The sequence below is a fragment of the Streptococcus sp. 27098_8_91 genome (assembly GCF_041432385.1).
Taxonomy (GTDB): domain Bacteria; phylum Bacillota; class Bacilli; order Lactobacillales; family Streptococcaceae; genus Streptococcus.
The window spans coordinates 199,126-226,017 of sequence record NZ_JAPVZN010000001.1 but is presented as its reverse complement, the minus strand read 5'-3'; the positions used below and the strand labels follow the sequence as shown (position 1 = coordinate 226,017).

25 protein-coding genes and 1 pseudogene are annotated in these 26,892 nt (G+C 40.1%); 19 read left to right on the top strand and 7 right to left on the bottom strand.

Annotated features, from left to right (window positions below; all coding sequences use genetic code 11):
- Positions 1-78 precede the first annotated feature (78 nt).
- Positions 79-975, top strand: coding sequence for a TDT family transporter (locus O3611_RS01045; protein ID WP_371607539.1), 897 nt, complete (start codon positions 79-81; stop codon positions 973-975).
- Positions 976-1,155: 180 nt separating this feature from the next.
- On the opposite strand, the gene O3611_RS01040 is transcribed toward O3611_RS01045, so the two are convergent.
- From O3611_RS01040 to O3611_RS01025, 4 genes are read right to left on the bottom strand one after another with little or no spacing between them, the layout of a single operon-like run.
- On the bottom strand, positions 1,156-1,695 hold the full coding sequence (locus O3611_RS01040; protein ID WP_371607538.1) for a DUF3278 domain-containing protein: 540 nt from the start codon (positions 1,693-1,695) through the stop codon (positions 1,156-1,158).
- Between the two features lie 12 nt (positions 1,696-1,707).
- Positions 1,708-2,049, bottom strand: a complete 342-nt coding sequence (locus tag O3611_RS01035) for a hypothetical protein (protein ID WP_371607537.1) — start codon at positions 2,047-2,049, stop codon at positions 1,708-1,710.
- Between the two features lie 10 nt (positions 2,050-2,059).
- On the bottom strand, positions 2,060-2,602 hold the full coding sequence (locus O3611_RS01030; RefSeq protein ID WP_371607536.1) for a DUF3278 domain-containing protein: 543 nt from the start codon (positions 2,600-2,602) through the stop codon (positions 2,060-2,062).
- 15 nt (positions 2,603-2,617) lie between these two features.
- Positions 2,618-2,812, bottom strand: coding sequence for a helix-turn-helix transcriptional regulator (locus tag O3611_RS01025; protein ID WP_001082470.1), 195 nt, complete (start codon positions 2,810-2,812; stop codon positions 2,618-2,620).
- Positions 2,813-3,029: 217 nt separating this feature from the next.
- Between O3611_RS01025 and O3611_RS01020 the strand changes: the two genes are divergently transcribed.
- Positions 3,030-3,863 (top strand): metallophosphoesterase, encoded by an 834-nt coding sequence (locus tag O3611_RS01020; RefSeq protein WP_371607535.1) that lies wholly within the window; start codon positions 3,030-3,032, stop codon positions 3,861-3,863.
- A gap of 118 nt (positions 3,864-3,981) precedes the next feature.
- On the opposite strand, the gene O3611_RS01015 is transcribed toward O3611_RS01020, so the two are convergent.
- Positions 3,982-5,367 carry an IS1182 family transposase gene (locus tag O3611_RS01015; RefSeq protein WP_371607534.1) on the bottom strand — a complete coding sequence of 462 codons (1,386 nt, stop codon included), beginning with the start codon at positions 5,365-5,367 and terminating at the stop codon, positions 3,982-3,984.
- Positions 5,368-5,499: 132 nt separating this feature from the next.
- Positions 5,500-6,238, bottom strand: a pseudogene (locus O3611_RS01010) (transporter substrate-binding domain-containing protein).
- A gap of 253 nt (positions 6,239-6,491) precedes the next feature.
- Between O3611_RS01010 and O3611_RS01005 the strand changes: the two are divergent.
- From O3611_RS01005 to pheT, 11 genes are all read left to right on the top strand, one after another.
- On the top strand, positions 6,492-7,097 hold the full coding sequence (locus O3611_RS01005) for a nitroreductase family protein (RefSeq protein WP_371607533.1): 606 nt from the start codon (positions 6,492-6,494) through the stop codon (positions 7,095-7,097).
- A gap of 9 nt (positions 7,098-7,106) precedes the next feature.
- Complete coding sequence (pepV, locus tag O3611_RS01000; RefSeq protein WP_371607532.1) at positions 7,107-8,507, top strand: dipeptidase PepV; 1,401 nt, start codon at positions 7,107-7,109, stop codon at positions 8,505-8,507.
- Positions 8,508-8,557: 50 nt separating this feature from the next.
- Positions 8,558-9,148: a uracil-DNA glycosylase family protein gene (locus O3611_RS00995; protein ID WP_371607531.1), complete on the top strand. Its 591-nt coding sequence runs from the start codon at positions 8,558-8,560 to the stop codon at positions 9,146-9,148.
- Positions 9,145-9,426 (top strand): rhodanese-like domain-containing protein, encoded by a 282-nt coding sequence (locus O3611_RS00990; RefSeq protein WP_371607530.1) that lies wholly within the window; start codon positions 9,145-9,147, stop codon positions 9,424-9,426. The genes O3611_RS00995 and O3611_RS00990 overlap by 4 nt, the downstream gene beginning before the upstream one ends.
- A gap of 164 nt (positions 9,427-9,590) precedes the next feature.
- The gene (brnQ, locus tag O3611_RS00985; protein WP_248035664.1) at positions 9,591-10,916 is read left to right on the top strand and encodes a branched-chain amino acid transport system II carrier protein; all 1,326 of its coding nucleotides are present in this window, start codon (positions 9,591-9,593) and stop codon (positions 10,914-10,916) included.
- A gap of 97 nt (positions 10,917-11,013) precedes the next feature.
- Positions 11,014-12,051, top strand: coding sequence for a M42 family metallopeptidase (locus O3611_RS00980; RefSeq protein WP_371607529.1), 1,038 nt, complete (start codon positions 11,014-11,016; stop codon positions 12,049-12,051).
- Between the two features lie 121 nt (positions 12,052-12,172).
- Positions 12,173-13,024 (top strand): hypothetical protein, encoded by an 852-nt coding sequence (locus tag O3611_RS00975; protein WP_371607528.1) that lies wholly within the window; start codon positions 12,173-12,175, stop codon positions 13,022-13,024.
- Between the two features lie 53 nt (positions 13,025-13,077).
- Entirely contained in the window at positions 13,078-13,539 is a 462-nt protein-coding gene (locus O3611_RS00970) for an HIT family protein (protein WP_371559449.1), read from the top strand.
- An 11-nt stretch (positions 13,540-13,550) separates the two neighbouring features.
- Positions 13,551-14,267 carry an LD-carboxypeptidase LdcB/DacB gene (ldcB, locus tag O3611_RS00965; protein WP_315639506.1) on the top strand — a complete coding sequence of 239 codons (717 nt, stop codon included), beginning with the start codon at positions 13,551-13,553 and terminating at the stop codon, positions 14,265-14,267.
- 276 nt (positions 14,268-14,543) lie between these two features.
- Positions 14,544-15,590, top strand: coding sequence for a phenylalanine--tRNA ligase subunit alpha (pheS, locus tag O3611_RS00960; RefSeq protein WP_315639499.1), 1,047 nt, complete (start codon positions 14,544-14,546; stop codon positions 15,588-15,590).
- A gap of 130 nt (positions 15,591-15,720) precedes the next feature.
- The gene (gene pheT / locus O3611_RS00955) at positions 15,721-18,126 is read left to right on the top strand and encodes a phenylalanine--tRNA ligase subunit beta (protein ID WP_371607527.1); all 2,406 of its coding nucleotides are present in this window, start codon (positions 15,721-15,723) and stop codon (positions 18,124-18,126) included.
- A 115-nt stretch (positions 18,127-18,241) separates the two neighbouring features.
- On the opposite strand, the gene O3611_RS00950 is transcribed toward pheT, so the two are convergent.
- Positions 18,242-19,147, bottom strand: coding sequence for an alpha/beta fold hydrolase (locus O3611_RS00950; protein WP_371607526.1), 906 nt, complete (start codon positions 19,145-19,147; stop codon positions 18,242-18,244).
- 327 nt (positions 19,148-19,474) lie between these two features.
- Here O3611_RS00950 and O3611_RS00945 point away from each other — a divergent pair, with 327 nt between their 5' ends.
- The 6 genes from O3611_RS00945 (at position 19,475) to O3611_RS00920 (ending at position 26,844) form a co-directional block, all read left to right on the top strand.
- Positions 19,475-20,368: an ABC transporter ATP-binding protein gene (locus O3611_RS00945; protein WP_371607621.1), complete on the top strand. Its 894-nt coding sequence runs from the start codon at positions 19,475-19,477 to the stop codon at positions 20,366-20,368.
- On the top strand, positions 20,365-21,564 hold the full coding sequence (locus O3611_RS00940) for an ABC transporter permease (RefSeq protein WP_371607525.1): 1,200 nt from the start codon (positions 20,365-20,367) through the stop codon (positions 21,562-21,564). The genes O3611_RS00945 and O3611_RS00940 overlap by 4 nt, the downstream gene beginning before the upstream one ends.
- A gap of 292 nt (positions 21,565-21,856) precedes the next feature.
- The gene (gene rpoE, locus O3611_RS00935; protein WP_049502915.1) at positions 21,857-22,432 is read left to right on the top strand and encodes a DNA-directed RNA polymerase subunit delta; all 576 of its coding nucleotides are present in this window, start codon (positions 21,857-21,859) and stop codon (positions 22,430-22,432) included.
- 317 nt (positions 22,433-22,749) lie between these two features.
- Entirely contained in the window at positions 22,750-24,357 is a 1,608-nt protein-coding gene (locus tag O3611_RS00930; RefSeq protein ID WP_371607524.1) for a CTP synthase, read from the top strand.
- Between the two features lie 294 nt (positions 24,358-24,651).
- The gene (locus O3611_RS00925; RefSeq protein ID WP_371607523.1) at positions 24,652-25,605 is read left to right on the top strand and encodes a class I SAM-dependent methyltransferase; all 954 of its coding nucleotides are present in this window, start codon (positions 24,652-24,654) and stop codon (positions 25,603-25,605) included.
- A 48-nt stretch (positions 25,606-25,653) separates the two neighbouring features.
- Positions 25,654-26,844, top strand: coding sequence for an acetate kinase (locus O3611_RS00920; protein ID WP_371607522.1), 1,191 nt, complete (start codon positions 25,654-25,656; stop codon positions 26,842-26,844).
- Positions 26,845-26,892: the final 48 nt, after the last annotated feature.

Below are 26,892 nucleotides of genomic sequence, written 5' to 3'. Positions count from 1 at the left end.
TTTTAAACTTCGTTTTTTAATACTTCATTTAAGCGCTTTTATGCTATACTGATAATAACATGACTATTGGAGGTTCACATGAAAAAACTCCCCTTGGCCTTTTCAGGGTGCTTATTGGGATTGGCTGGAGCAGGTAATCTCATCCTGGATATTTTTCCATTATTATCCCATGTCTTTAGTTTGTCAGGCTTGATTTTATGGTTTTATTTTTTATACAGTCATCTTAGTGATTGGCAAGAAAGCCAGCAAGAACTTAAGAAAGCTCCTCTATTATCGGGAATGGCGACCTTTCCTATGGCAGGGATGATTTTATCAACCTACTTACTGCGAATCTTACCTATGAGTATGAGTATCATAGCGCAAGCTCTTTGGTGGTTTGCCTTTCTACTGGATGTAGGTTTAATCATCTACTTCACTAAAAATTATGTGCAGACTAAACCAAGAACGAGCGCAACGCCAAGTTGGACAGTTCTTTATGTGGGAATTGCAGTAGCAAGCTTGACCTACCCAGTCGTGGGCATAGTCGAGATTGCCTATGGCGCTTGGATTTTTGGCTTTACCTTAACCCTTTTCCTTTATCCTCTGATTTATCAAGATTTGAAAAGTAATCCATTGCCACGGGCTTTACTGGGGCAAGAAGGAATCTACTGTGCTCCCTTTTCTCTATTGTTAGCAGCACTCGTTCGGATCGGAGGTTCAGGTCTTCATGGCTGGATTTTGCTAGTCATGATCCTTGCTTCACAAACTTTCTTTTTCTTTGTCCTCAGTCGTTTACCAAGGATTTTAAAACAGGGATTTCAACCAGCTTTTTCAGCCCTAACCTTCCCAACTATCATCACAGCAACTTCATTGAAAATGGCCCAAGGCATTCTGCAGTTTCCAGTCCTTAACCTCCTCGTTTGGCTGGAAACGATCATTTGTTTAACAATCCTTGTCTATGTATTAGTAGAATATATGCGGTATTTAAGGAACTAAAAAAGCCCCTAGCACTGAGAAGTGTTAGGGGGTTGTTGTCGATAATAGACAGAATCATACTCTTCGAAAATCAAATTCAAACCACGTCAGCGTCACCTTACCGTACTCAAGTACAGCTTGCGGCTAGCTTCCTAGTTTGCTCTTTGATTTTCATTGAGTATCAATTAGTTCAGCTTTCTCCTACTGTTCTTCATGTTCGGATAAAAAATAATAAGTCATAGTCCCAAAGATTGATCCTACTCCAAGTCCTACTAGTAGGAAAAAAGCGATCATTTTGAGTTCTAGAAATTGCAAGAAGAAATCTGTAATCGAGTGATTTTCAAGAAGTACTTTTTTGGAAAATAGTATAAATAAATAGAGAGTTGGGATGCTAGTTCCAACTAACCAACTTCTTAACTTGATTTGCTGCTTGCTGTAAGTGATTTGTGGAATCTCGGATTGATCATCATCTTCTAAGTGGAGCCCTCTAGTAGAATATCTTGCCTTGAGACTGAGGGCAAAAATCATCAAGAAGTAGAGATAGGGCATAGCCATTCGAACTATCTCTATAAAGCGCCCAAACAACAGATAGAACAGGAAGAGAAGGAAGGAAGAGTAAAAGATTTGGACCATGGAACGGGCACAAGCCTTGTAGATGACCTCTTGACGGCATTCATCAAAGGGTCCTTGGATATGAAAGAAATTTCGAACTAAGCGAGTTGTTAAGTCTTCTTTTTTCATGGTAGGGACCTCTTAATAACATTGTTTTTGATTAGCTTCTTTAAAGAGTTGATAGAGAGTATAGAAGTAGACTAGACTAAAAACGATACAGATGGTTAGAAATAGTAGATATCTCCAATCCATAGAATTCGTTAACAGTTGTGGGAAAGATACGAGGATAAAGCAGAGTGATGCGTTTAAGAGGCGTATTTTTTTTGATGTGATTTTCTGAAATCTTTGTCCTTTGTTCAAGACAGGAAGGGCTAAGAGGAAGATGATCAGAAAAGGACGCGTAATTTGGCCATAAACTAGGAAAACTGTCATAAAGATACTGATCAAAATATGGCTGAGAATTAAAGTTAATAGTGATTTCATAAGTTTCCTCCTAATCGTCGTCTTGATTTTCTCTAGCTTTTTGAATGCGAAGAGTGACGACAATATGCACTGTTAATCCGAAAAAGAAGGCTGCAACGATGGTAGACAAGATACTTCTGGTATTCAGAAGAGAGGTAAGATAGCTCTTGCTATCATCCATTAGGATATGGAGAAGTGGCATTCCAAACAACATGGCTATTCCATAGCCAAGACCAGCTTTAAGACCAGGATTACGTAACTGTTTCTTTTCTTTCTGGTTCAACACGTCAGGATCAATAGAAGCAATACCAGTTTTTGTAGTTTGACTAGTGACATAGATAGCACAAACCATGGAAATTAGAAAGATAATGATTGGATATCCAAAAGCGACTACTTGGGGATATCTAAAAGCAAGGACAAAGGGAATAAGATTGCCTAAAGTCATGAGGTAAAAGAGAATCATAAAGATTTTATTTCCGATGTGCTCAGCTTCGCGCCGTTTGTGTTCATCAAGGGGACCTGAAATGCCATAGATACGTTTGATCAGTTTTTCATTGAGGGGTTCTTTTTTCATTTTTCTTCTCCTTTTTTAAAAATCGTCCTCCCAAAAGAGACTGTTGAGGTCAGTTTGGAGGCTGCGGGCGAGATTTAGACAAAGTTCCAGGGTGGGATTGTACTTGTCGTTTTCAATCATGTTGATAGTTTGCCTCGAGACACCGATATCCTTGGCGAGCTCGAGTTGGGAAATGCCCAGTTCCTTGCGGAATTCTTTTACACGATTCATGCTTCCTCCTTTTTATTTATGTCACATATATTTGACTATAGTATATTCTTTTGAAAATAAAATGTCAACTATTTTTGACATATTTTTAAGAGAAAGTTGATGAGAATATTTCCATTATAAAATCTTTTAGCAATTTTATGCTATAATGGAGAAGAGTACAGAATTATAAGAGTGAATTGGATAGACTGAAAGCTATCCACTAAAGAAAGAGCAGAAAATGAACCATAAGATTGCAATTTTATCAGACATTCATGGTAACACGACGGCCTTAGCTGGAGTGCTTGAGGACGCTAAAAATTTAGGGGCGACTGAATATTGGCTTTTGGGGGATATTTTTCTTCCTGGGCCGGGAGCAAATGACTTGGTGGCTCTTTTGAAAGACCTTCCCATTACAGCATCCGTTCGAGGGAACTGGGATGATTGTGTTTTAGAGGCTTTAAGTGGGCAATATGGTCTAGAAGATCCCGAAGAAATTCAGTTTCTCAGGATGACTCAGTACCTGATGGAGCGCATAAACCCCGAGCATATTGATTGGTTGAGAAAGCTACCTATGATAGCCAAGAAAGAAGTCGAAGGCTTGCGCTTTTCTCTTTCACATAATTTGCCTGAGAAAAATTATGGTGGTGATTTGCTGGTTGAAAATAATACCGAAAAATTTGACCAGCTACTTGATGAAACTACGGATGTAGCCGTCTATGGGCATGTCCATAAACAGCTCCTACGTTATGGTAGCCAAGGCCAACAAATCATCAATCCAGGTTCGATTGGTATGCCTTATTTTGACTGGGAAGGGCTGAAAAATCACCGAGCCCAGTATACCTTACTTGAGCTTGAAAATGGTGAATTGGTCAATATCCAATTTCGAAAAGTTGCCTATGACTATGAAGCAGAGCTAGAATCAGCTAAGACCAAAGGCCTTCCTTTTATCGAAATGTATGAGGAATTACGACGTGAGGACAACTATCAAGGACATAATAGAGATTTGTTAGCTAGTTTAATTGACAAGCATGGCTATGTAGAGGATGTGAAAAATTATTTTGATTTTTTGTAAGAGTTGCTTTAACTAACAGATACTAAATAAACGATTGGACGAGCCAATCGTTTCAGAACGAAGACAAACGTCATTTTTGGTGTTTGTCTTTTTCTGTTTTCAAAAATATGTTGTCTCATCATCTGATATTCCATTCAAAAATCGAATTTAGAACAAAATAAAAAGGGATATTCTCTATCCATTTCACCAGTTTTTTGATATTTAAACATGCCAAAGTAAGCCCAACCTGATCCTCCATTTTGGCCTTTCCTTTCTCTCTAGTGTATCTCAAATTATGGTACTCCTTAGCCGTCCCAAAAAGCCGTTCAATTGTTTCTTTGCGCTTCTTATAGAGCTCTTTCATTTCTCTTTGGTGACGAATCTCCTCACAAAATTCAAGGGCATCTTTCCAGACATGTCTCGTTACTACTTTTTGAAAATTCTTGCTTTGGGTACAAACGGATAATAAAGGACAGGCAACACATACTTTGGGATTACTCTTATACTCACGGTAGCCTTCTCGAGTGGTAGTGTGATAGCTTAATACTTGATTCTCTGGACAAATATAAGAGTCATTACTTGCATCATAAACAAAATTACTAGGTCTTAAGTTCCCCTTTACTCCCTTTGGACGAGTATAAGGGAAGACAGGAATGATATTACGTTCTAATAAATAATGAGCAATAGTTGGGGTTTTGTAGCCTGAATCCGCAATAATATAGCGTGGGGAGAAAGGCTCTAACTTTGAAAATAAGGCAGGGAAAGCCTGACTGTCATGAACATTTCCTGCTTCAACCGTATAAGCTAAGGCCCAACCATGCTTATCACAAGCAACTTGGGCAGAATAGGCAAATACTTCCTTGTGTTCGCCCTTGTGAAACCAACCACACTCGGGATCTGTTGTTGAAATTTTCTTTTCCTTAGCCTCACTTTCTTTTGCGGGCTTTAAGGACTTTTTTGCGTGTTTTTTCCGATCTAAATCAATCTCAACTGCCAATTGTTCACTCATAAATTTAGCTTGTTGCTCTACCATTTCCTTACGATACTTGTGACTATTAGCCGCTGCTTTGATATGGGTACCATCCACAAATATTTCAGAAGGATCAATTAAGCCAGCATACAAAGCTTGATTGAGAACTTGGGAAAAAATCTCAGAAATGAGTTCTTTATCTTGAAAACGACGGCTGTAATTCTTCCCATAGGTAGTAAAATGAGGAACCTTATCATCTAAAGTTAGTCCGAGAAACCAACGATAGGCTACATTTACTTCAATCTCTTTAATGGTTTGGCGCATGGAACGAATGCCATAAAAACACTTGATCAAAGGAATTTTGACTAACATGACGGGATCAAGACTAGGACGACCGTTATTTGGACTATAGGTATCTTCTACCAAGTCATATATAAAGTCAAAATCAACCTTTGAATCAACTTGTCGAAGAAAGTGATCTTTAGGGACCAATTCGTCTATTGTATAGAAACCATATTGCTTACGATTATAATCAGGTTTTTCTTTGTGAAACATAGGGATTACCTCACAACTCTTCTTACCTCTATTATACGACTTTACAAAAAGAAAAGCCCTTAGAAACTTGAGTTCTAAGGACTTTGTCTTCAATCTGAAACGATTGGACGAGCCAATCGTTTTTAATATATCTTATTGTAATTGAGATTGATCTAGTAGGTAAGAACCACCGAGGTAGGTCTTGCTGAGTTTTTCAAGGGTTCCATCTTGGTAGAGTTCTTTGAGAACCTTGTAAAATTGTTCTTTAAATTCTTTTTCGTCGCTTGAGAAGATGATGTAGTTGTTTGGATTGTCATTGCTTTCTAAGTCGACTAGGTTCAAGTCTAAACCTCGGTCTTGGATGATTTTTTGAACAGAGATTTTATCAAAGATTAGGAAATCAAATTCACCGTTGGCGAGGTCAGTCAGACGCTTAGCCACATCTTCGCCAGAATATTGGATGGTAGCAGGATTGTCGGAGTGATTTTGATTCCAGTCCGTAACAACCTTGGCAGTAGAAGTTCCAGTGTCATCCTGGGTTGTTTTACCAGCTATATCTTGAAGAGAGGTAAGAGCCTTGTCTTGTCTGCTCACAAGAACCAAAGGATTTTTTGCGATAGGTATCGAGTAGAGGTATTTGTCGGCTCTCTCTTTGGTGTAGCTCAAGTTGTTGGTAGCAGCTTGGTAACGGCCAGCATTCACTCCAGGGAAGATACTTTCCCAAGCAGTTTTTTAAAACTTCAACATCATATCCAGTTAAATTACCATCTTGTTCAAAGTCAAAAGGAGGGATGTCTCCAGCAGTTGCTACGACAATGGTTTTAGGACTAGCAGTGGCAGTAGAAGTACTATCTTGTTTGGCTTGTCCACAGGCGACCAACAAGGGACTAATGGCTAATATTAAGAATCATTTTTTCATAAGAGTCTCCTTTACTTAATGGTATCTAACTTACCAGACAATCAATCAGATATCTAATATATATTTTTTATGGAGATGATAGAAAAATATTATAATTTCCAGTTTGAATCTGTAGTAAGAAACTCAAGTAAGAAAAAAGATATTTGTTTCACCAATGAAAAATCTCTGCAAGCTCTTTCAAAATATGGTAGAATGGAAGCAGTAGAATTAGAAAAGGAACTTGCTTATGAAATTTCTTGAGTTAAATAAAAAACGTCATGCGACCAAGCATTTTATTGATAAACCAGTTGATCCTAAGGATGTTCGTACAGCTATCGAAATCGCAACCTTGGCCCCAAGCGCTCACAACAGTCAGCCTTGGAAATTTGTCGTGGTTCGTGAGAAAAATGCTGAACTAGCAAAATTGGCTTACGGTTCAAACTTTGAACAGGTAGCATCTGCACCTGTGACCATTGCCTTGTTTACTGATACAGACCTAGCCAAACGCGCCCGCAAGATTGCTCGAATTGGTGGTGCCAATAATTTCTCAGAAGAACAACTACAGTACTTTATGAAAAATCTTCCAGCAGAATTTGCACGTTATAACGAACAGCAAGTCAGTGACTACTTGGCTCTTAATGCTGGGCTTGTAGCTATGAACTTGGTCCTTGCATTGACTGACCAAGGAATCGGATCAAACATTATCCTTGGTTTTGATAAATCAAAAACTAATGAAGTCTTGGAAATTGAAGAGCGCTTCCGTCCAGAGCTCTTGATTACAGTAGGATACACAGACGAGAAGTTGGAACCAAGCTACCGCTTGCCAGTAGATGAAATTATCGAAAAAAGATAGGAAGAAAAAATGACAGTTATTGATTTTACAGCAGAAGTAGAAAAACGTAAAGAAGACCTCTTGGCTGACTTGTTTAGCCTTTTGGAAATCAACTCAGAACGTGATGACAGTAAGGCTGATGCGCAGCATCCTTTTGGTCCTGGACCAGTAAAAGCCTTGGAGAAATTCCTTGAAATCGCAGACCGTGATGGTTACCCAACAAAAAATGTTGACAACTATGCAGGACATTTTGAGTTTGGTGAAGGGGAAGAAGTTCTCGGTATCTTTGCCCACATGGACGTAGTGCCAGCAGGTAGCGGTTGGGACACTGATCCTTATACTCCAACCATCAAGGATGGTCGTCTCTATGCGCGTGGTGCTTCTGATGATAAGGGACCAACAACAGCATGTTACTATGGTTTGAAAATCATCAAAGAATTGGGACTTCCAACTTCTAAAAAAGTTCGCTTTATTGTCGGAACTGATGAAGAATCAGGTTGGGCAGATATGGACTACTACTTTGAGCATGTAGGACTTGCAAAACCAGACTTTGGCTTCTCTCCAGATGCTGAATTCCCTATTATCAATGGTGAAAAAGGAAATATCACAGAGTACCTTCATTTTGCAGGTGAAAATACTGGTGCAGCTCGTCTTCATAGCTTTACAGGTGGCTTGCGTGAAAACATGGTACCTGAGTCAGCAACGGCAGTTGTTTCAGGTGACTTGGCTGACTTGCAAGCTAAACTAGATGCCTTCGTAGCAGAGCACAAACTCAGAGGAGACATTCAAGAAGAGAATGGTCAGTACAAGGTAACTGTAATTGGTAAATCAGCCCACGGTGCTATGCCTGCTTCAGGTGTCAATGGTGCGACTTATCTTGCTCTTTTCCTCAGCCAATTTGCCTTTGAAGGACCTGCAAAAGACTACCTCGATATTGCTGGTAAGATTCTCTTGAATGACCATGAAGGGAAAAAATTGAAAGTAGCTCATGTGGATGAAAAGATGGGTGCTCTTTCTATGAATGCTGGTGTCTTCCGCTTTGACGAAACAAGTACTGATAATACCATTGCCCTTAACTTCCGTTATCCAAAAGGAACAAGCCCAGAGCAAATCAAGTCAGTTCTTGAAAACTTGCCTGTTGCTTCAGTTAGCCTTTCTGAACATGGGCACACTCCTCACTATGTGCCAATGGAAGACCCACTCGTTCAAACCTTGTTGAATGTTTATGAAAAACAAACAGGTCTTAAAGGTCACGAACAAGTCATCGGTGGTGGAACATTTGGACGTTTGTTAGAGCGTGGTGTTGCTTACGGTGCTATGTTCCCAGATTCTATCGATACTATGCACCAAGCCAACGAATTTATCGCCTTGGATGATCTCTTCCGTGCAGCAGCCATCTACGCTGAAGCTATCTATGAATTGATCAAATAATGATATAGAAGTCTGAGATTTAATGCTTAGACTTCTTTTTGGAGGAGAAAATGTCTCAAATTGAAAGAATCAAGCAAGCCATCATGGCTGATCCACAAAATCAACATTATACTGATCAAGGTATCAAGCCTCTCTTTGCGGCACCAAAAACTGCTCGCATCAATATCATTGGTCAGGCACCTGGTCTCAAAACCCAGGAAGCTGGCCTTTACTGGAAGGATAAAAGCGGGGACCGCTTGCGAGAGTGGTTGGGTGTGGATGAGGATACCTTTTACAAGTCAGGATATTTTGCAGTCATGCCCATGGATTTCTATTTTCCAGGACATGGGAAATCCGGAGACTTGCCACCTAGAGCTGGTTTTGCAGAAAAGTGGCATCCACAGTTATTACATGAATTACCAGATATTCAATTAACCCTCTTGATAGGGCAGTATGCCCAAGCCTACTATCTAAATGAGAAAGTCAGTGGCAAGGTAACAGATCGGGTTCGTCACTATCAGGATTACTTACCAGAATTTTTCCCTCTGGTCCACCCATCACCACGTAATCAAATCTGGATGAAAAAAAATCCCTGGTTTGAGGAAGAAGTGGTTCCAGATTTGAAAAAAAGAATTAAAACTATTTTAGGAGAAAAAGAATGAACGAAATTACTTTTGACGATTTTTATCAGCTTTATCAGAAAGAGTCGCTTTCTGTATTGGATGTGAGAGAAGTAGAGGAATTTGAGGCTCTTCATTTAGAAGGCGCTCGTAATTTACCTCTCAGCCAATTAGCTGATACTTATAAACAACTAGATAAAGATAATCTTTACTACGTGATTTGTAAATCAGGAATGCGTTCAGCACGCGCTTGTCAATTTTTAGCAGAACAAGGATATGAGGTTATCAATGTCCAAGGTGGCATGGATGCCTTAGAATAAGAAAATCTCCCTTTGAGACCGAAAATAAGAAAGGTTTTAAAGGGAGTTTATTTGCTCTAAAAATCAGAAAATTGAAAACATTTTAAAATTATTTCGAGATAGCCTTTTCAAGCCTTTAATCATGTTATACTAAGAAAGTATTTTATTTTTTATAAGGAGAGTTTATGGCTAAAAAAGGTGCTTTAACAGGATTACTCCTGTTTGGAATATTTTTTGGAGCAGGTAACTTGATTTTCCCTCCAACTCTAGGCGCACAGTCTGGAGAAAACTTTCTCCCTGCCATTGCAGGATTTGTATTTTCAGGTGTTGGGATTGCCGTCCTAACCTTAATCATTGGAACCCTTAATCCAAAGGGCTATATCTATGAAATTTCTAAGAAAATTTCACCATGGTTTGCGACAATTTATCTCGCAGCTTTGTACTTGTCGATTGGTCCATTCTTTGCCATTCCACGTACAGCAACGACATCATTTGAAGTTGGTATTAGTCCGCTATTAGATCAAGCAGATAAAGGTTTAGGTTTGATTGTCTTCACCATTCTATACTTTGTAGCTGCCTACCTAATTTCGCTGAATCCTTCAAAAATCTTGGATCGTATTGGTCGAGTCTTGACTCCAGTTTTTGCCATCTTAATTGTTATTCTGGTCATCCTTGGAGCTTTAAAGTATGCTGGGAACGCACCACAAGCAGCTTCAGGAGCTTATCAAGCTTCCGCCTTTGGAGCTGGTTTCTTAGAAGGATACAATACACTTGACGCGCTTGCTTCGGTTGCCTTCAGTGTTATTGCAGTACAAACCTTGAAACAACTTGGTTTTTCAAACAAGAAAGAGTACATTTCAACCATTTGGGTTGTTGGAATCGTTGTAGCACTCGGATTTAGTGCTCTCTACATCGGTCTAGGTTTCTTGGGCAATCATTTCCCAGTAACAGAAGAAGCAATGAAGAGTGGAACTCCTGGAGTTTATATCTTGTCTCAAGCTACTCAAGAAATCTTTGGTTCTACTGCTCAGCTTTTCCTTGCGGCTATGGTAACCGTTACTTGCTTCACAACGACTGTAGGGTTGATTGTATCAACTGCCGAGTTCTTTAACGGACGTTTCCCACAAGTCAGCTACAAGGTTTATGCGACTGTCTTTACCTTGATTGGTTTTGCCATTGCAAATCTTGGTTTGAGTGCTATTATTAAGTACTCTGTACCAGTTCTCGTTATTTTGTACCCAATTACGATTGCCATTGTCATGATTGTGATTGTGAACAAGTTTGTTGCTCTTTCAAAACCAGGAATGCAATTAACGGTTGGTATTGTCACAGCCATTGCCATTGCAAGTGTTTTAGGATCTACTTTTAAAGTTGAGGTCCTTGCAAATATCGTGAACACTCTACCATTTGCGGAGGCTTCTCTGCCATGGTTAGTACCAGCTATTATCGGTATTCTACTTTCTCTTGTTCTTCCAAATAAACAAGAAAGTGAAGCTTTTGAAATGGAATAATCACTAAAATCACTTTTGTAGCTAAGTCTACAGGAGTGATTTTCTTTTTTTATCCGATGATAAATGTGTTATAATAGGTAGCAAAAGAGGTGAAGAAATGAATCAAACTGTAGAATATATCAAAGAACTAACTGCTATGGCGTCACCAACAGGTTTTACGCGTGAAATTACGAATTATTTAGTTGAGACGCTTGAAAAACTAGGCTATCAACCAGTCCGCACGGCTAAGGGTGGAGTGAACGTTACCATTAAAGGGAAAAATGACGAGCAACAACGCTATGTGACTGCTCATGTGGATACCTTGGGAGCTATCGTTCGCGCTGTTAAACCAGATGGTCGTCTCAAGATGGACCGTATCGGTGGTTATCCTTGGAACATGATTGAAGGCGAAAACTGTACGGTCCATGTAGCTAGTACAGGGAAAACTGTTTCAGGTACGATTTTGATCCACCAAACTTCTTGCCATGTCTATAAGGATGCTGGAACTGCGGAACGTACACAGGACAATATGGAAGTTCGTTTGGATGAAAAAGTGACCAATGAAAAAGAAACACGCGCACTCGGTATCGAGGTTGGTGATTTTATCAGCTTTGACCCACGAACTGTCGTGACTGAGACAGGCTTTATCAAGTCTCGTCATTTGGATGACAAGGTCAGCGCAGCTATTCTCCTTAATCTCCTCAAAGTCTACAAAGAAGAAGGAATTGAACTTCCTGTCACTACGCATTTTGCCTTTTCAGTCTTTGAAGAAGTGGGGCATGGTGCTAACTCAAGCATCCCTAGTCAAGTTGTCGAATATCTAGCTGTGGATATGGGAGCGATGGGAGATGACCAGCAGACGGATGAGTACACAGTCTCTATCTGTGTTAAGGATGCTTCTGGACCTTACCACTATGAATTCCGTCAACACTTGGTAGCTCTCGCAAAAGAGCAAGATATTCCATTTAAACTAGATATCTATCCATTTTACGGTTCGGATGCTTCTGCAGCGATGTCAGCTGGAGCAGAGGTTAAGCACGCTCTTCTAGGAGCAGGTATTGAATCAAGCCATTCTTATGAGCGTACTCATATTGATTCTGTAGTGGCTACTGAGCGTATGGTGGATGCTTATCTCAAGAGTGAGTTGGTGGACTGAAGAGTCGATAAAGTACTATGTATGAAATACTGAAACAAATAGCAACGCCTGCTATAATAACAGGGTTGATTTCGAGTTTGTATGCTTATTTTCAAAAGAAAAAGAGGACTATCGTAAGTATGTGTATGAAAATAAACAAGAAAACTTTAAAGAACTAGTTGTTTATGCTGATGAACTGGTCGATAAAGGAATTACTAATCCAGATCTAGAAAAACTACTTTTTAAAATTTCTCAAAAGATTAATCCGTATGGACGAAAAATAAAAACTTTTGGAAAATATCAGTGGATAGAAGATGATGGATATGTGTGGTATCAAATAGAAATTATAGAGAAAAAACTTGCTTCTCAAATACTTCAAATAGAAGATTTAAAAGAACTAGCTCATCGGATACAAATTTCTAAACGATTACTAGATATTAAAGTAGAAAATAATATTCCGCTCATAAATTCAGCTAAAATATGGTTTAATTTATTTCAGTATGCGATGTTATTACTTCAGCTATTTTTCATATACTCTGGGTATAAGAGTTTTATCGAACAACCCACTGGATTCTCTTTGTTATTAGCTTATTGGTTGATTGTTATTGTAACCTTAATTTTTTTACTCCCAGAATTGAGTATTAATGAAAGCGATGATAGAAAATCTGAAATACGCATTACAGTACTCCTTTTCGTTATTGCCGCAGTTGATGCTGGAATAGCGTATTATTTGTATAATAATTCTTTTATTGCTCTGCTTGTTGGAATGGTTTCATTTTGTCTAAGTCTTGGTGAAGTAATTTCAAAAGCTATTATTTTCGGGGAAAGTGAAATTGGTAAAGTATCTACAATTTATATCGAAGAATATAGAAAACTACAGGGACCTAAGTTAAGTGAGAGACGCTTAAGAAATTATTTTAAAGTTATTCCATTTTTAAATAAGATTAAGATTTTATTTCATAAAGATAAGAGGGAGGGGAATGATGACCTATAAACACCGACTCTTTGACCTTAATCACACCCTTTTAGAGTTGAAAGGAGAAACTTATGTGCCTCATCTGTCAACGAATTGAACTCATCAAGTCTGGTAATAATCCCTACTTTGTCAAGGAATTAGAAACAGGCTATGTTGTGATTGGTGACCACCAGTACTTTGAAGGTTACACTCTGTTTTTAGCAAAGGAACATGTCACAGAACTACATCATCTAGATCCAAGTGTTAAACTTCGTTTTTTAGAGGAAATGAGTATGGTTCAGGAAGCTGTCTCTAAAGCCTTCTCTGCTGAAAAGATGAATGTAGAGTTGCTTGGAAATGAGGATGCCCATGCCCACTGGCATATTTTTCCGAGACGTGAGGGTGATATGAAGGGGCACGGTCTTAATGGTCGTGGTCCAGTCTGGTGGGTTCCTTGGGAAGAAATGGCAGCAGAAGATTGCCAAGTGCAACCGAAACAATTAGAAAACTTAATCCAAACTTTATCCGTTGAATTGGATAAAGTTATCATATGAAAGGATAAATCATGAAAAAAAGATACCTTATCTTGTCTGGACTACTAGCCCTAACATTGGCGGCTTGTTCGCAAGAAAAACCAGCAACTTCTGACGCAAAAGCTTCTTCAGAGCAAAAGACTGTACAAGAAGGAACCGCGGGAAGTAAATCTCAGGAAGCTAGTCAAAAGAAAGCGGAAGTGGTCAATAAGGGAGATTACTATAGCATTCAAGGCAAGTACGATGAAATTGTTATCGCTAATAAACACTATCCCTTATCTAAAGATTATAATCCAGGAGAAAATCCTACCGCTAAGGCAGAACTGTTGAAACTTATTGCAGCTATGCAGCAAGCAGGTTTCCCAATCAGCGACCACTATAGTGGATTTAGAAGTTATGAGACTCAGGTTAAATTGTATCAAGATTATGTCAATCAAGACGGAAAGGCAGAGGCTGACCGCTATTCTGCACGACCTGGATATAGTGAACACCAAACTGGTCTTGCTTTCGACCTTATCGGCACAGATGGAGACTTAGTGACAGAAGAAAAAGCAGCTCAATGGCTCTTGGATCATGCTGCTGACTATGGCTTTGTAGTTCGTTATCTTAAAGGTAAGGAAAAAGAAACAGGATATATGGCTGAAGAATGGCACCTTCGCTATGTTGGCAAAGAAGCCAAAGAAATTGCAGCAAGTGGCCTCAGTTTGGAAGAGTATTACGGTTTTGAAGGTGGAGACTATGTTGATTAGTCGCAAAACATCTTGCAAGATTACTTAAAATTTGATAAAATGAATAATAATTAAATAGGAATCTGCAAGACTAGTATCTCAGGGGAAGTATATCAGGGAGGAGAGCCGTGACTGAAAGCTCTCTATATGAAAGCTGGGTGAATTCACTTGCCTATGGATTCAGAAATAAAGGTCTGACTTGTCAGATAAAAACGGATGGTACCGCGTGTCAACGCTCCGAATGGAGTTTTTGGCATGTGGTTTTCTTTTTATCTACGAGAGACTGATGGAGGAATTATGTCAACTATTGAAGAACAATTAAAAGCGCTTCGTGAAGAAACGCTAGCTAGCTTGAAGCAGATTACTGCTGAAAATGAAAAAGAGATGCAAGAATTGCGTGTTTCTGTCCTTGGTAAAAAAGGGTCGCTTACTGAAATCCTCAAAGGGATGAAGGACGTATCAGCAGAAATGCGTCCTGTTATCGGAAAACACGTCAATGAGGCTCGTGATGTCCTAACAGCTGCCTTTGAAGAAACAGCTAAGCTCTTGGAAGAAAAGAAAGTGGAAGCTCAATTAGCAAGTGAAAGCATCGATGTGACACTTCCAGGTCGTCCAGTTGCGACTGGTCACCGTCACGTTCTTACACAAACTAGTGAAGAAATCGAAGATATCTTCATTGGTATGGGTTACCAAGTTGTGGATGGATTTGAAGTGGAGCAAGACTACTACAACTTTGAACGTATGAATCTTCCAAAAGACCACCCAGCCCGTGATATGCAGGACACTTTCTACATCACAGAAGAAATCTTGCTCCGTACCCACACATCTCCAGTTCAGGCGCGTGCAATGGATGCTCATGATTTCTCTAAAGGTCCTTTGAAAATGATCTCACCAGGACGTGTGTTTCGTCGTGATACGGACGATGCGACCCACAGTCACCAATTCCACCAAATCGAAGGTTTGGTTGTTGGGAAAAACATCTCTATGGCTGACCTTCAAGGAACCCTCCAGTTGATTGTACAAAAAATGTTTGGTGAAGAGCGCCAAATCCGTTTGCGTCCATCTTACTTCCCGTTCACAGAGCCTTCTGTTGAGGTTGATGTTTCATGCTTTAAGTGTGGAGGAGGCGGCTGTAACGTATGTAAGAAAACTGGTTGGATCGAGATTATGGGTGCCGGTATGGTTCACCCACGTGTCCTTGAGATGAGTGGTATCGATGCAACTGTCTACTCTGGCTTTGCCTTTGGTCTTGGACAAGAACGTGTAGCTATGCTTCGTTACGGAATCAACGATATCCGTGGATTCTACCAAGGAGATGTCCGCTTCTCAGAACAGTTTAAATAAGCTTGAAACCTGAAACACAATCCTATACAGTTTTAGTCATTTCCTCTCGGTGAGAAATGGCAAGAGCTTACTCGAAGAAAAAGAAAGGAATTGAAAAGGTCTCGATTGATGAGATCTTACGATCAGAATTATGTTAGTATCATACAAATGGTTAAAAGAATTGGTGGACATTGATGTGCCATCACAAGAGTTGGCTGAGAAAATGTCAACTACAGGGATTGAGGTAGAAGGTGTCGACTCACCTGCTGCTGGTCTCTCAAAAATTGTCGTCGGTGAGGTCTTGTCTTGCGAAGATGTGCCAGAAACTCACCTCCATGTTTGTCAGGTTAACGTTGGCGAAGAAGAAGCCCGTCAAATCGTTTGTGGTGCACCGAATGTGCGTGCAGGCATCAAGGTCATGGTGGCTCTTCCGGGAGCTCGTATCGCTGACAATTACAAAATCAAAAAAGGGAAAATCCGTGGTTTAGAATCTCTCGGAATGATCTGCTCACTTGGTGAATTGGGGATTTCTGACTCAGTTGTACCAAAGGAATTCGCAGATGGCATCCAAATCTTGCCTCAAGATGCCGTTCCAGGTGAGGAAGTATTCTCTTACCTAGACTTGGATGATGAAATCATCGAACTTTCTATCACGCCAAACCGTGCAGATGCTCTTTCTATGCGTGGGGTAGCGCACGAAGTAGCCGCTATCTATGACAAGGCAGTCAACTTTAAAGAATTTACCTTAACAGAAACAGACCAAGCTGCAGCCGATGCTCTTTCTGTCAGCATTGAGACAGACAAGGCGCCTTACTATGCTGCTCGTATCTTGGATAATGTGACCATCGCACCAAGTCCACAATGGTTGCAAAACCTTCTCATGAACGAAGGTATCCGTCCAATCAATAATGTGGTCGACGTGACCAACTATATCTTGCTTTACTTTGGTCAGCCGATGCATGCCTTTGACTTCGATACCTTTGAAGGAAGCGAGATCCGTGTGCGTGAAGCGCGTGAAGGTGAAAAATTGGTAACCTTGGACGGTGAAGAGCGTGACTTGGAAACAAATGACTTAGTGATCACTGTTGCTGATAAACCAGTAGCTCTTGCAGGTGTTATGGGTGGACAAGCTACAGAAATCTCTGAAAAGTCTACTCGTGTAGTTCTTGAAGCTGCTATCTTCAATGGCAAATCTATCCGTAAGACAAGTGGTCGTCTCAACCTTCGCTCAGAATCATCTTCACGCTTTGAAAAAGGTATCAATGTGGCAACCGTTAATGAAGCCCTTGATGCAGCAGCAAGTATGATTGCTGAATTGGCTGGTGCGACCGTGCGTAAGGGCATTGTTTCAGCAGGCCAGTTGGATACATCTGATGTAGAAGTTTCTTCAACTCTTGCTGACGTTAATCGTGTCCTTGGTACAGAGCTTTCCTACGCAGATGTAGAGGATGTCTTCCGTCGTCTTGGCTTTGGCCTTTCTGGAAATGCAGAAGCCTTCACAGTTAGCGTTCCACGTCGCCGTTGGGATATCACTATCGAAGCGGACCTTTTTGAAGAAATCGCTCGTATCTATGGTTATGACCGCTTGCCAACTAGTCTTCCAAAAGATGATGGAACAGCTGGTGAATTGACTGCGACACAAAAACTCCGCCGTCAAGTTCGTACCATCGCTGAGGGAGCAGGTTTGACAGAAATTATCACCTATGCTCTTACAACTCCTGAAAAAGCCGTTGAATTTACGATTCAGCCAAGCAACTTAACAGAGCTCATGTGGCCAATGACTGTGGACCGTTCAGTTCTCCGCCAAAATATGGTTTCAGGTATCCTTGATACAGTTGCCTACAACGTAGCACGTAAGAATAAAAACTTGGCTCTTTATGAGATTGGAAAAGTCTTCGAGCAAACTGGTAATCCAAAAGAAGAATTGCCAACTGAAATCAACAGCTTTGCCTTTGCCTTGACAGGTTTAGTCGCTGAAAAAGACTTCCAAACTGCAGCTGTTCCAGTTGACTTCTTCTATGCCAAAGGAATTTTGGAAGCCCTCTTTGCTCGCTTGGGTCTTGAAGTGACCTATACAGCAACCTCTGAAATCACTAGCCTCCACCCAGGACGTACAGCCTTGGTCTCACTAGGGGACCAAGTTCTTGGTTTCCTCGGTCAAGTGCACCCTGTGACGGCTAAGGCTTACGATATTCCAGAGACTTATGTAGCTGAGCTTAACCTTTCAGCTATTGAAGAAACCCTTCAACCAGCCACACCATTTGTGGAAATTACTAAATTCCCAGCAGTCAGTCGTGACGTTGCCCTTCTCCTCAAGGCAGAAGTCACTCACCAAGAAGTTGTGGACGCTATCCAAGCTGCAGGCGTGAAACGTTTGACAGATATCAAACTCTTCGACGTCTTCTCAGGTGAAAAACTGGGTATCGGAATGAAGTCTATGGCTTATAGCTTGACCTTCCAAAATCCAGAAGATAGTTTAACCGACGAAGAAGTCGCACGCTACATGGAAAAAATCCAAGCATCACTCGAAGAAAAAGTGAATGCAGAAGTGCGTTAACAGTCTAAAATCCATCCTTAGGGATGGATTTTTTAGTAGAAAAAATCATCAAGCTTTAGCCTGATGATTGAATCAACTTGGGGAATAAGTTCTATGTAATACTGCTATATCTAGGTTAGCCATCCATGTTTTTTGTCATCCAATCAGCTAAGAAGTGATAGGTATCGTTTCGATTATTCTCGTTTAAAATTTCGTGACGAGCATCCTTAACTAATCGAAGACTTACTTTCGAATGTGAAGCCTTTAGGATTTTTACAAATCTTTCTATACCTTTACCATTTTCTCCCAGAGGGTCTTCTTGTCCTGAAATAACGAGAATAGGAAGTTGGGCTGGAATCTCGGCTATCATTTTTTTACTAGCTACTTGATTAGAGAAGTAAAAAATAGATCTGTACATGGGAATAGTAGGTATGAATTGACAGAATGGATCCTTCAGATAAGCTTGGTTAGATTCTTCATTTTTTGAGAGCCAATCGACAGATGTTTTAGGATTTTTAATACTTCGATTAAAGCTATCAGTTGATAGATAAGTCAAGAGTTTACTACGGTGTTTATTCCCTTTTATAAGTCGGATGCATTCTGTTAGGATGAGAGCCAATCGAGTTAGAAACTGAGGCTGTTGACCAGTCGCCATGATAATCAAGGCATTGATAGGTGGTTTTCGCTTAGCTACATAATAGCGACACATAAGAGACCCCATAGAATGCCCTAGAAGGACGATTGGAAGTTCTGGATAGCTTTCTTGAATAAAAGAGGACACTCTTTCAATATCATCGATGAGTTCTTCGGGAGATTCAGGAAAGACTCCGAGTTGACTTGGATTTTGAGCAGTATAGCCGTGGCCGAGATGATCATGGCCGATAACAGTAAAGCCTTCGTTATTCATGGCTAGAGCAAATTCTTCATATCGTTCTACGTATTCTACCATACCATGTACAAGCTGAAGAATGGCTTTTGGTTGTTCAGCTTCCCAAATGATTAAGTTATTGTTGTTTGGTTCGAGTTTAAGTCTTTTTTTCATATCAGATTCCTTGCTTATGATAATCTATAGTCTATCAAAAATATACCATAAAAGAGTACAATAAGCTAGGCTGAATGATGAAGATTAGTAGTAACAATTCAGGACTGAAAATGAACATTTGAGGACATAGCCAACGGATTTATCAAGAAATGAGTATAATAAATTTATCACTTAAAATCTGGAGGACAAAAATGCTTGGTGATGAGCCAATAAAGTCCTTATCCAATAAATATCCTTCTTGAAATCAAGATTTAAAAATGTACATAAATCATTGTAAATGCTATCAAAAAGGAGTATAATGAGTGCAATAAATTTCGGAGGTGGATGATGCTCGAAGTAAGAAATCTAGAGAAAAGTTTTGGGCCTAAGCAAGTTTTGTTTGGTGTTGACTTTCAAGCAAGACCAGGGCGTATTTTAGGGCTGGTCGGGAAAAATGGAGCTGGGAAAACAACTATTTTTCACAGTATTTTGAAATTTTTAGACTATCAAGGGGAGATTGAGCTTGATGGTCAAGACATTCGTCAGGAGACCTATACTCGCATTGGTTATCTCCCTGAAGAACGCAGTCTTATGCCTAAATTGACAGTCCTTGAACAAGTTCGTTACTTGGCGACCCTAAAAGGCATGGACACCAAGGAAATCAAAGAAAAACTCCCTCAATGGATGGAAAAATTGGAAGTCAAGGGGAAACTGACGGATAAGATCAAAAGTCTCTCAAAAGGAAATCAACAGAAGATTCAGTTGATTATCACTTTGATTCATGAACCAGATTTGATTATCCTAGATGAGCCTTTTAGTGGCTTGGATCCAGTTAATACCGAACTTCTTAAGCGGGTTATCTTGAAAGAAAAAGAACGTGGCGCGACCATTATCTTTTCTGACCATGTCATGACCAATGTTGAAGAACTTTGTGATGATATCCTCATGATTCGTGATGGGCGTGTGGTCTTGCATGGACCGGTTCAAGAAGTCCGCAATCAATACGGCAAAACACGACTTTTTGTTTCAAGTGACCGAAGCAAGGAAGAACTGGAGAGCCTTCCTCATGTCAAACAGGTTAGCTTGACCAAGCAAGGTAGTTGGAAGTTGATTTTAGATGATGAAAGTGCAGGTAGAGAACTCTTCCCAATATTGACTCAAGGTCAATATATCGCGACTTTTGATCAACAAGCTCCAACAATCGATGAAATCTTTAAATTAGAATCAGGGGTGGAAGTATGAGAAATATGTGGGTTGTAATCAAAGAAACCTATCTAAGACATGTCAAGTCTTGGAGTTTCTTCTTTATGGTGATTTCGCCTTTCCTCTTTTTAGGTCTATCTGGAGGAATTGGTGTTCTCCAAGGTTCTTCCTTGGCTCAAAATAGTAAGGTAGCAGTAGTTAGTTCTGTTCCTCTTGTTACAGAAGAACTTAAATTGACCAATGGTCTTAACTTTGACTATAAGGATGAAGCAAGTGCCAAAGAAGCCATCAAGGATGAAAAAATAAAAGGCTATCTAACCATTGACCAGGAGAATAGTATCCTCAAGGCAGTCTATCATGGTGAGACTTCACTAGAGAGTGGCATTAAGTTAGCAGTGACCGCTAAGTTGAATGAACTTCAATCCCAACTCAACCGTTCAGAAGCAAATTTGTCTCAGGAACAGGAAAAACGCTTGGCTCAAACAATTCAATTCACAGAACAGATTGATGAAGCCAAGGAAAATAAAAAGATGGTCCAAACCTTTGCGGCTGCAGGACTAGGTTTCTTTCTCTATATGATTTTGATTACTTATGCTAGTGTCACTGCTCAAGAGGTAGCTAGTGAAAAAGGAACCAAAATCATGGAAGTGGTCTTCTCAAGCATTCGTGCTAGCCATTATTTCTACGCACGCATGATTGCCTTACTTCTAGTCATTTTGACTCATATTGGTATTTATGTTGTAGGTGGTCTTGGAGCTATTTTCTTCTTTAAGGATATGCCTATCTTGGCTAATTCAGGTATTCTAAATCACTTGGGAGAAGCATTTTCGATCAATACCTTGTTATTTGTCTTGGTTAGTCTCTTTATGTATGTGGTCTTGGCTGCCTTCTTAGGTTCTATGGTTTCTCGACCTGAAGACTCTGGTAAGGCCTTATCGCCTTTGATGCTTTTGATTATGGTAGGTTTCATTGGGGTAACTGTATTAGGAACTTCTGGGGACAATTTGATCTTGAAAATCGGTTCTTACATTCCATTCGTCTCAACCTTCTTTATGCCTTTCAGAGCTATCAATGGTTATGCAAATGGACTAGAAGCTTGGATTTCGCTTGCTATAACAGTCATTTTTGCAGTAACTGCAACAGTCTTTATCGGACGGATGTATGCTAGTCTGGTCCTTCAAACGGATGATTTGGGGATCTGGAAAACCTTTAAACGAGCTTTAAGTTATAAATAAAGTCACGGACCTGTGAGTGTATCTCCCAGGTCTTTTATACTCTTCGAAAATCTCTTCAAACCACGTCAGCTTCCATCTGCAACCTCAAAACAGTGTTTTGAGCAGCCTGTGGCTAGCTTCCTAGTTTGCTTTTTGATTTTCATTGAGTATTAATTAGCTGAAATATTTCACATTTATTTCTCCTAAACCTTTGACTATTAGGCAAAATTATCGTACAATAAAGAGTATATGATAAAATGAGACCGGAGTTTATCCACTCTGGCGTTAGTAGTAAAAAATGAGGAGAAACGCTTTGGAATTAGAAGTATTTGCTGGGCAAGAAAAAAGTGAACTATCTATGATTGAGGTGGCTCGTGCCATCTTGGAACTCCGTGGTCGTGATCACGAAATGCATTTTAGTGATTTGGTTAATGAAATCCAAAACTATCTCGGTACCTCTAATAGCGATATTCGTGAAGCTTTGCCTTTGTTCTATACAGAGTTGAACTTTGACGGTAGCTTTATCTCACTTGGAGATAACAAATGGGGCCTTCGTTCATGGTATGGAGTGGATGAAATCGATGAGGAAATCATTGCTCTTGAAGAAAGTGATGATGAAGAAGTAGCACCTAAGGCTAAGAAAAAACGTGTCAACGCCTTTATGGATGGTGATACAGATGCTATTGATTACAGTGCAGATGATCCAGAGGATGAAGACGCCTACGAAGAAGATCCAGCTCTTTCTTATGATGATGAAAATCCAGATGATGAGAAGAATGAAGTGGAAGCCTACGATGCTGAAATCAATGAAATCGCCCCAGATGATCTAGACGAAGAAGTCGATCTTAATGAAGAAGACGACGAAGACTCTGAAGAAGAGGAAGAATAAAAATAAAAAGGAGTTGGAGCTGGAATCGGTCTATCAAGTCTCGATTTCCTAGTCCAGCTTTTTTGTATTAATTTGAATTAGTTTTGTAAGCTGGAATGCGCCAAGTCAACGATTTGTTCTATTTGACAAATGGTTCATTTTGAGGTAATATATTGTTCGGGCACCTCTTTTAGAGGTCGGAGCTCCCTAGTTATTAGGGAGCTATTTTTGTTTTTCCAGGAAGCTTTTCTTCTTGGGGTGTAGTTATTGATGAAGGTCTTGTTTTCTCAATCCCCTGTTAGTGAACAAGACCTTGAGCATTTTAGAAAGAGGAATCTATGTCTACGAAATATATTTTTGTCACTGGTGGTGTGGTGTCGTCTATTGGAAAAGGGATCGTTGCAGCGAGTCTTGGACGTCTTTTAAAAAACCGTGGTTTGAAGGTGACCATTCAAAAATTTGACCCTTATATCAATATCGACCCAGGAACCATGAGCCCTTACCAGCACGGAGAAGTCTTTGTAACTGATGATGGGGCTGAGACAGATTTGGACTTGGGCCACTATGAACGTTTTATCGATATCAACCTCAACAAATACTCAAACGTGACAACTGGTAAAATCTACAGCGAAGTTCTTCGTAAGGAACGCCGTGGAGAGTACCTTGGAGCAACTGTCCAAGTTATTCCTCATATTACAGATGCCTTGAAAGAAAAAATCAAGCGTGCTGCCCTAACGACTGACTCTGACGTTATTATTACAGAGGTTGGTGGAACAGTCGGCGATATCGAGTCCCTTCCATTCTTAGAAGCTCTTCGTCAGATGAAGGCAGATGTGGGTGCAGATAATGTCATGTATATCCATACGACCTTGCTTCCTTACCTCAAGGCAGCTGGAGAAATGAAGACCAAGCCGACTCAACACTCTGTCAAAGAATTGCGTGGTTTGGGAATCCAGCCAAATATGTTAGTCATTCGTACAGAAAAACCAGCAGGACAAGGGATTAAAAATAAACTAGCCCAGTTCTGTGATGTGGCGCCAGAAGCAGTTATCGAGTCCTTGGATGTGGATCATCTTTACCAAATTCCACTGAACTTGCAGGCACAAGGTATGGACCAAATTGTCTGTGACCACCTGAAATTAGACGTACCAGTAGCAGATATGACAGAATGGTCAGCCATGGTGGACAAGGTTATGAATCTAAAAAAACAAGTCAAAATTGCTCTTGTTGGTAAGTATGTCGAGTTGCAAGATGCCTACATTTCTGTCGTAGAGGCCTTGAAACACTCTGGTTATGCCAATGATGCAGAAGTCAAGATTGATTGGGTCAATGCTAACGATGTGACAGCTGACAATGTGGCAGAACTTCTATCTGACGCTGACGGAATCATCGTTCCAGGTGGTTTTGGCCAACGTGGAACAGAAGGTAAGATTGAAGCGATTCGCTATGCGCGTGAAAATGATGTACCAATGCTTGGAGTCTGCTTGGGTATGCAGTTGACCTGTATCGAGTTTGCACGTAATGTCTTAGGTCTTGAAGGAGCTAATTCAGCAGAGCTAAATCCTGATACCAAATACCCTATCATCGATATCATGCGTGATCAGATTGATGTTGAGGACATGGGTGGGACCCTTCGTTTGGGACTTTATCCTTCTAAGTTAAAACGTGGTTCTAAGGCAGCGGCAGCTTATCATAACAAAGAGGTGGTGCAACGCCGTCACCGTCACCGTTATGAGTTTAACAATGCTTTTCGTGAACAGTTTGAAGGAGCAGGTTTTGTCTTTTCAGGAGTGTCACCAGATAATCGTTTGGTAGAAATTGTGGAAATTCCAGAAAATAAATTCTTTGTAGCTTGTCAGTACCATCCAGAGCTATCAAGTCGTCCAAACCGCCCAGAAGAACTCTACACTGCTTTTGTAACAGCAGCTGTCGAAAATAGTAAATAGGTAAATGAAGAGACTGGGCAAAAAGTCTTAAAATCAGAAAATGCATATTGTCAGGTTAAAAAAACTTGATAGTATGCATTTTATTTTCACTATTTTTTGATATAGTAGAATGAAATAAAATCTGAACAAATCAACTAGGAAAGTCCAATCAATTTATAGGAAGGCTTTAGAAGTTAAATTGTACTGTTCTATATTCAATTTAATGTAAAATTGAGTTTTTCACCAGTCTCTTTTATTTATTTTTAGCATTATGAAAATCTGGAAAAAGGACATTATTTTTGGTAAGATAAGGGTATGGATTTTGAAAAAATTGAACAAGCATATACCTATTTACTAGAAAATGTCCAAATCATTCAAAATGATTTGACGACAAATTTTTACGATGCCTTAATTGAGCAAAATGGAATCTATCTGGATGGTCAGACGAATCTGGAAGATATCAAGAAAAACAATCAAGCTTTAAAACGATTGGCTCTTCGAAAAGAAGAGTGGTTACGAACCTACCAATTCTTATTAATGAAGGCAGCGCAAACGGAACCTCTTCAGGCCAACCACCAGTTTACACCAGATGCGATTGGTCACTTGATGATTTTTTTGATGGAGCAATTGTGGCCTGCTAAAGATCTAAGTCTACTAGAATTGGGCTCTGGGATGGGAATTCTGGGTGCTAGCTTTTTAACGTCCATGAACAAAAAGGTAGATTACCTAGGGATTGAGATAGACGACCTCTTGATTGATCTGGCAGCAAGCATGGCGGAAGTTATGGATCTGCAAATGGGCTTTGTCCAAGGAGATGCAGTACGTCCACAAGTATTAAAAGAAAGTGATTTTATTGTGAGCGACCTCCCGATTGGCTACTACCCGGACGATCAGATTGCCTCTCGTTACCAAGTGGCAGCAAAGGATGAACATACTTATGCTCATCATCTATTAATGGAGCAATCTCTCAAGTATCTTAAGACGGGAGGTTATGCTATTTTCCTTGCTCCAACAGATCTTTTGACGAGTCCCCAGAGTGACCTCTTGAAATCCTGGCTGACTGACCAGGCTCAACTAGTAGCTATCGTAGCTTTACCAGAGGATCTCTTCGCTCAAGGGGCCCAGTCTAAGACCATTTTTGTTCTACAAAAGAAAGTGGTAGAAGGCTTTGAGCCATTCGTTTATCCACTTGCTAGTCTTCGTGATCCTGAAATTTTGTTGGAATTTAAGGAAAATTTTCAAAATTGGTGTCAAGAACATGAAATCTAGTATAAATTTTGATATAATAGTTGAAAACGCTTAAAAAGGGGAAACATTATGACAAAAACCATTGCAATTAACGCTGGAAGCTCTAGCTTGAAATGGCAACTTTACCAAATGCCAGAAGAAAAGGTGCTTGCAAAAGGTTTGATTGAACGCATTGGGTTGAAAGATTCTATTTCTACAGTTAAGTTCGATGGTCGTTCAGAACAGCAAGTTCTTGACATTGAAAACCACACTTTAGCTGTAAAAATCTTGCTTGATGACTTGATTCGTTTTGATATTATCAAATCTTATGATGAAATTACAGGTGTTGGACACCGTGTTGTTGCAGGTGGAGAATACTTCAAAGAGTCTACAGTTGTTGAAGGGGATGTTCTAGAAAAAATCGAAGAACTAGGACTTCTTGCTCCATTGCACAACCCTGCAAATGCTGCTGGAATTCGTGCCTTCAAAGAATTGTTGCCAGAGATCACAAGTGTAGCAGTTTTTGACACATCATTCCATACAAGTATGCCAGAAAAAGCCTACCGTTATCCATTACCAACTAAGTATTATACAGAAAACAAGGTTCGTAAGTACGGAGCGCACGGTACAAGCCACCAGTACGTTGCACAAGAAGCAGCGAAACTCTTGGGACGTCCACTTGAAGAATTGAAATTGATTACCTGTCACATCGGTAATGGTGCTTCTATTACAGCTGTTAAGGGTGGTCAATCTGTTGATACCTCAATGGGATTCACTCCACTTGGTGGTGTTATGATGGGAACTCGTACAGGGGATATTGACCCGGCCATCATTCCTTATTTAATGCAATATACAGAGGACTTTAACAAGCCTGAAGATATCAGTCGCATCCTCAATCGCGAGTCAGGATTGTTGGGTGTTTCAGGTAAGTCTAGTGATATGCGTGATGTTCAAGCGGCAATGGAAGCAGGTGATCCTGATGCAACCTTGGCTCTTGAAATGTACGTTGACCGTATCCAGAAACACATCGGACAATACTTGGCTGTCCTAAACGGAGCAGATGCCATTATCTTTACTGCAGGAGTTGGTGAAAATGCAGCTGGTGTGCGTGAAAAAGTTATCACTGGTATTTCTTGGTTCGGTTGTGATGTAGATCCAGAGAAAAATGTCTTTGGTGTGACTGGAGATATCTCAACAGAAGCAGCAAAAATTCGTGTACTGGTAATTCCAACGGATGAAGAATTGGTCATTGCGCGTGACGTTGAACGTTTGAAAAAATAACAGATCAAAAAAATCGACCTTTCTTATTGAAGGTCGATTTTTTTGATC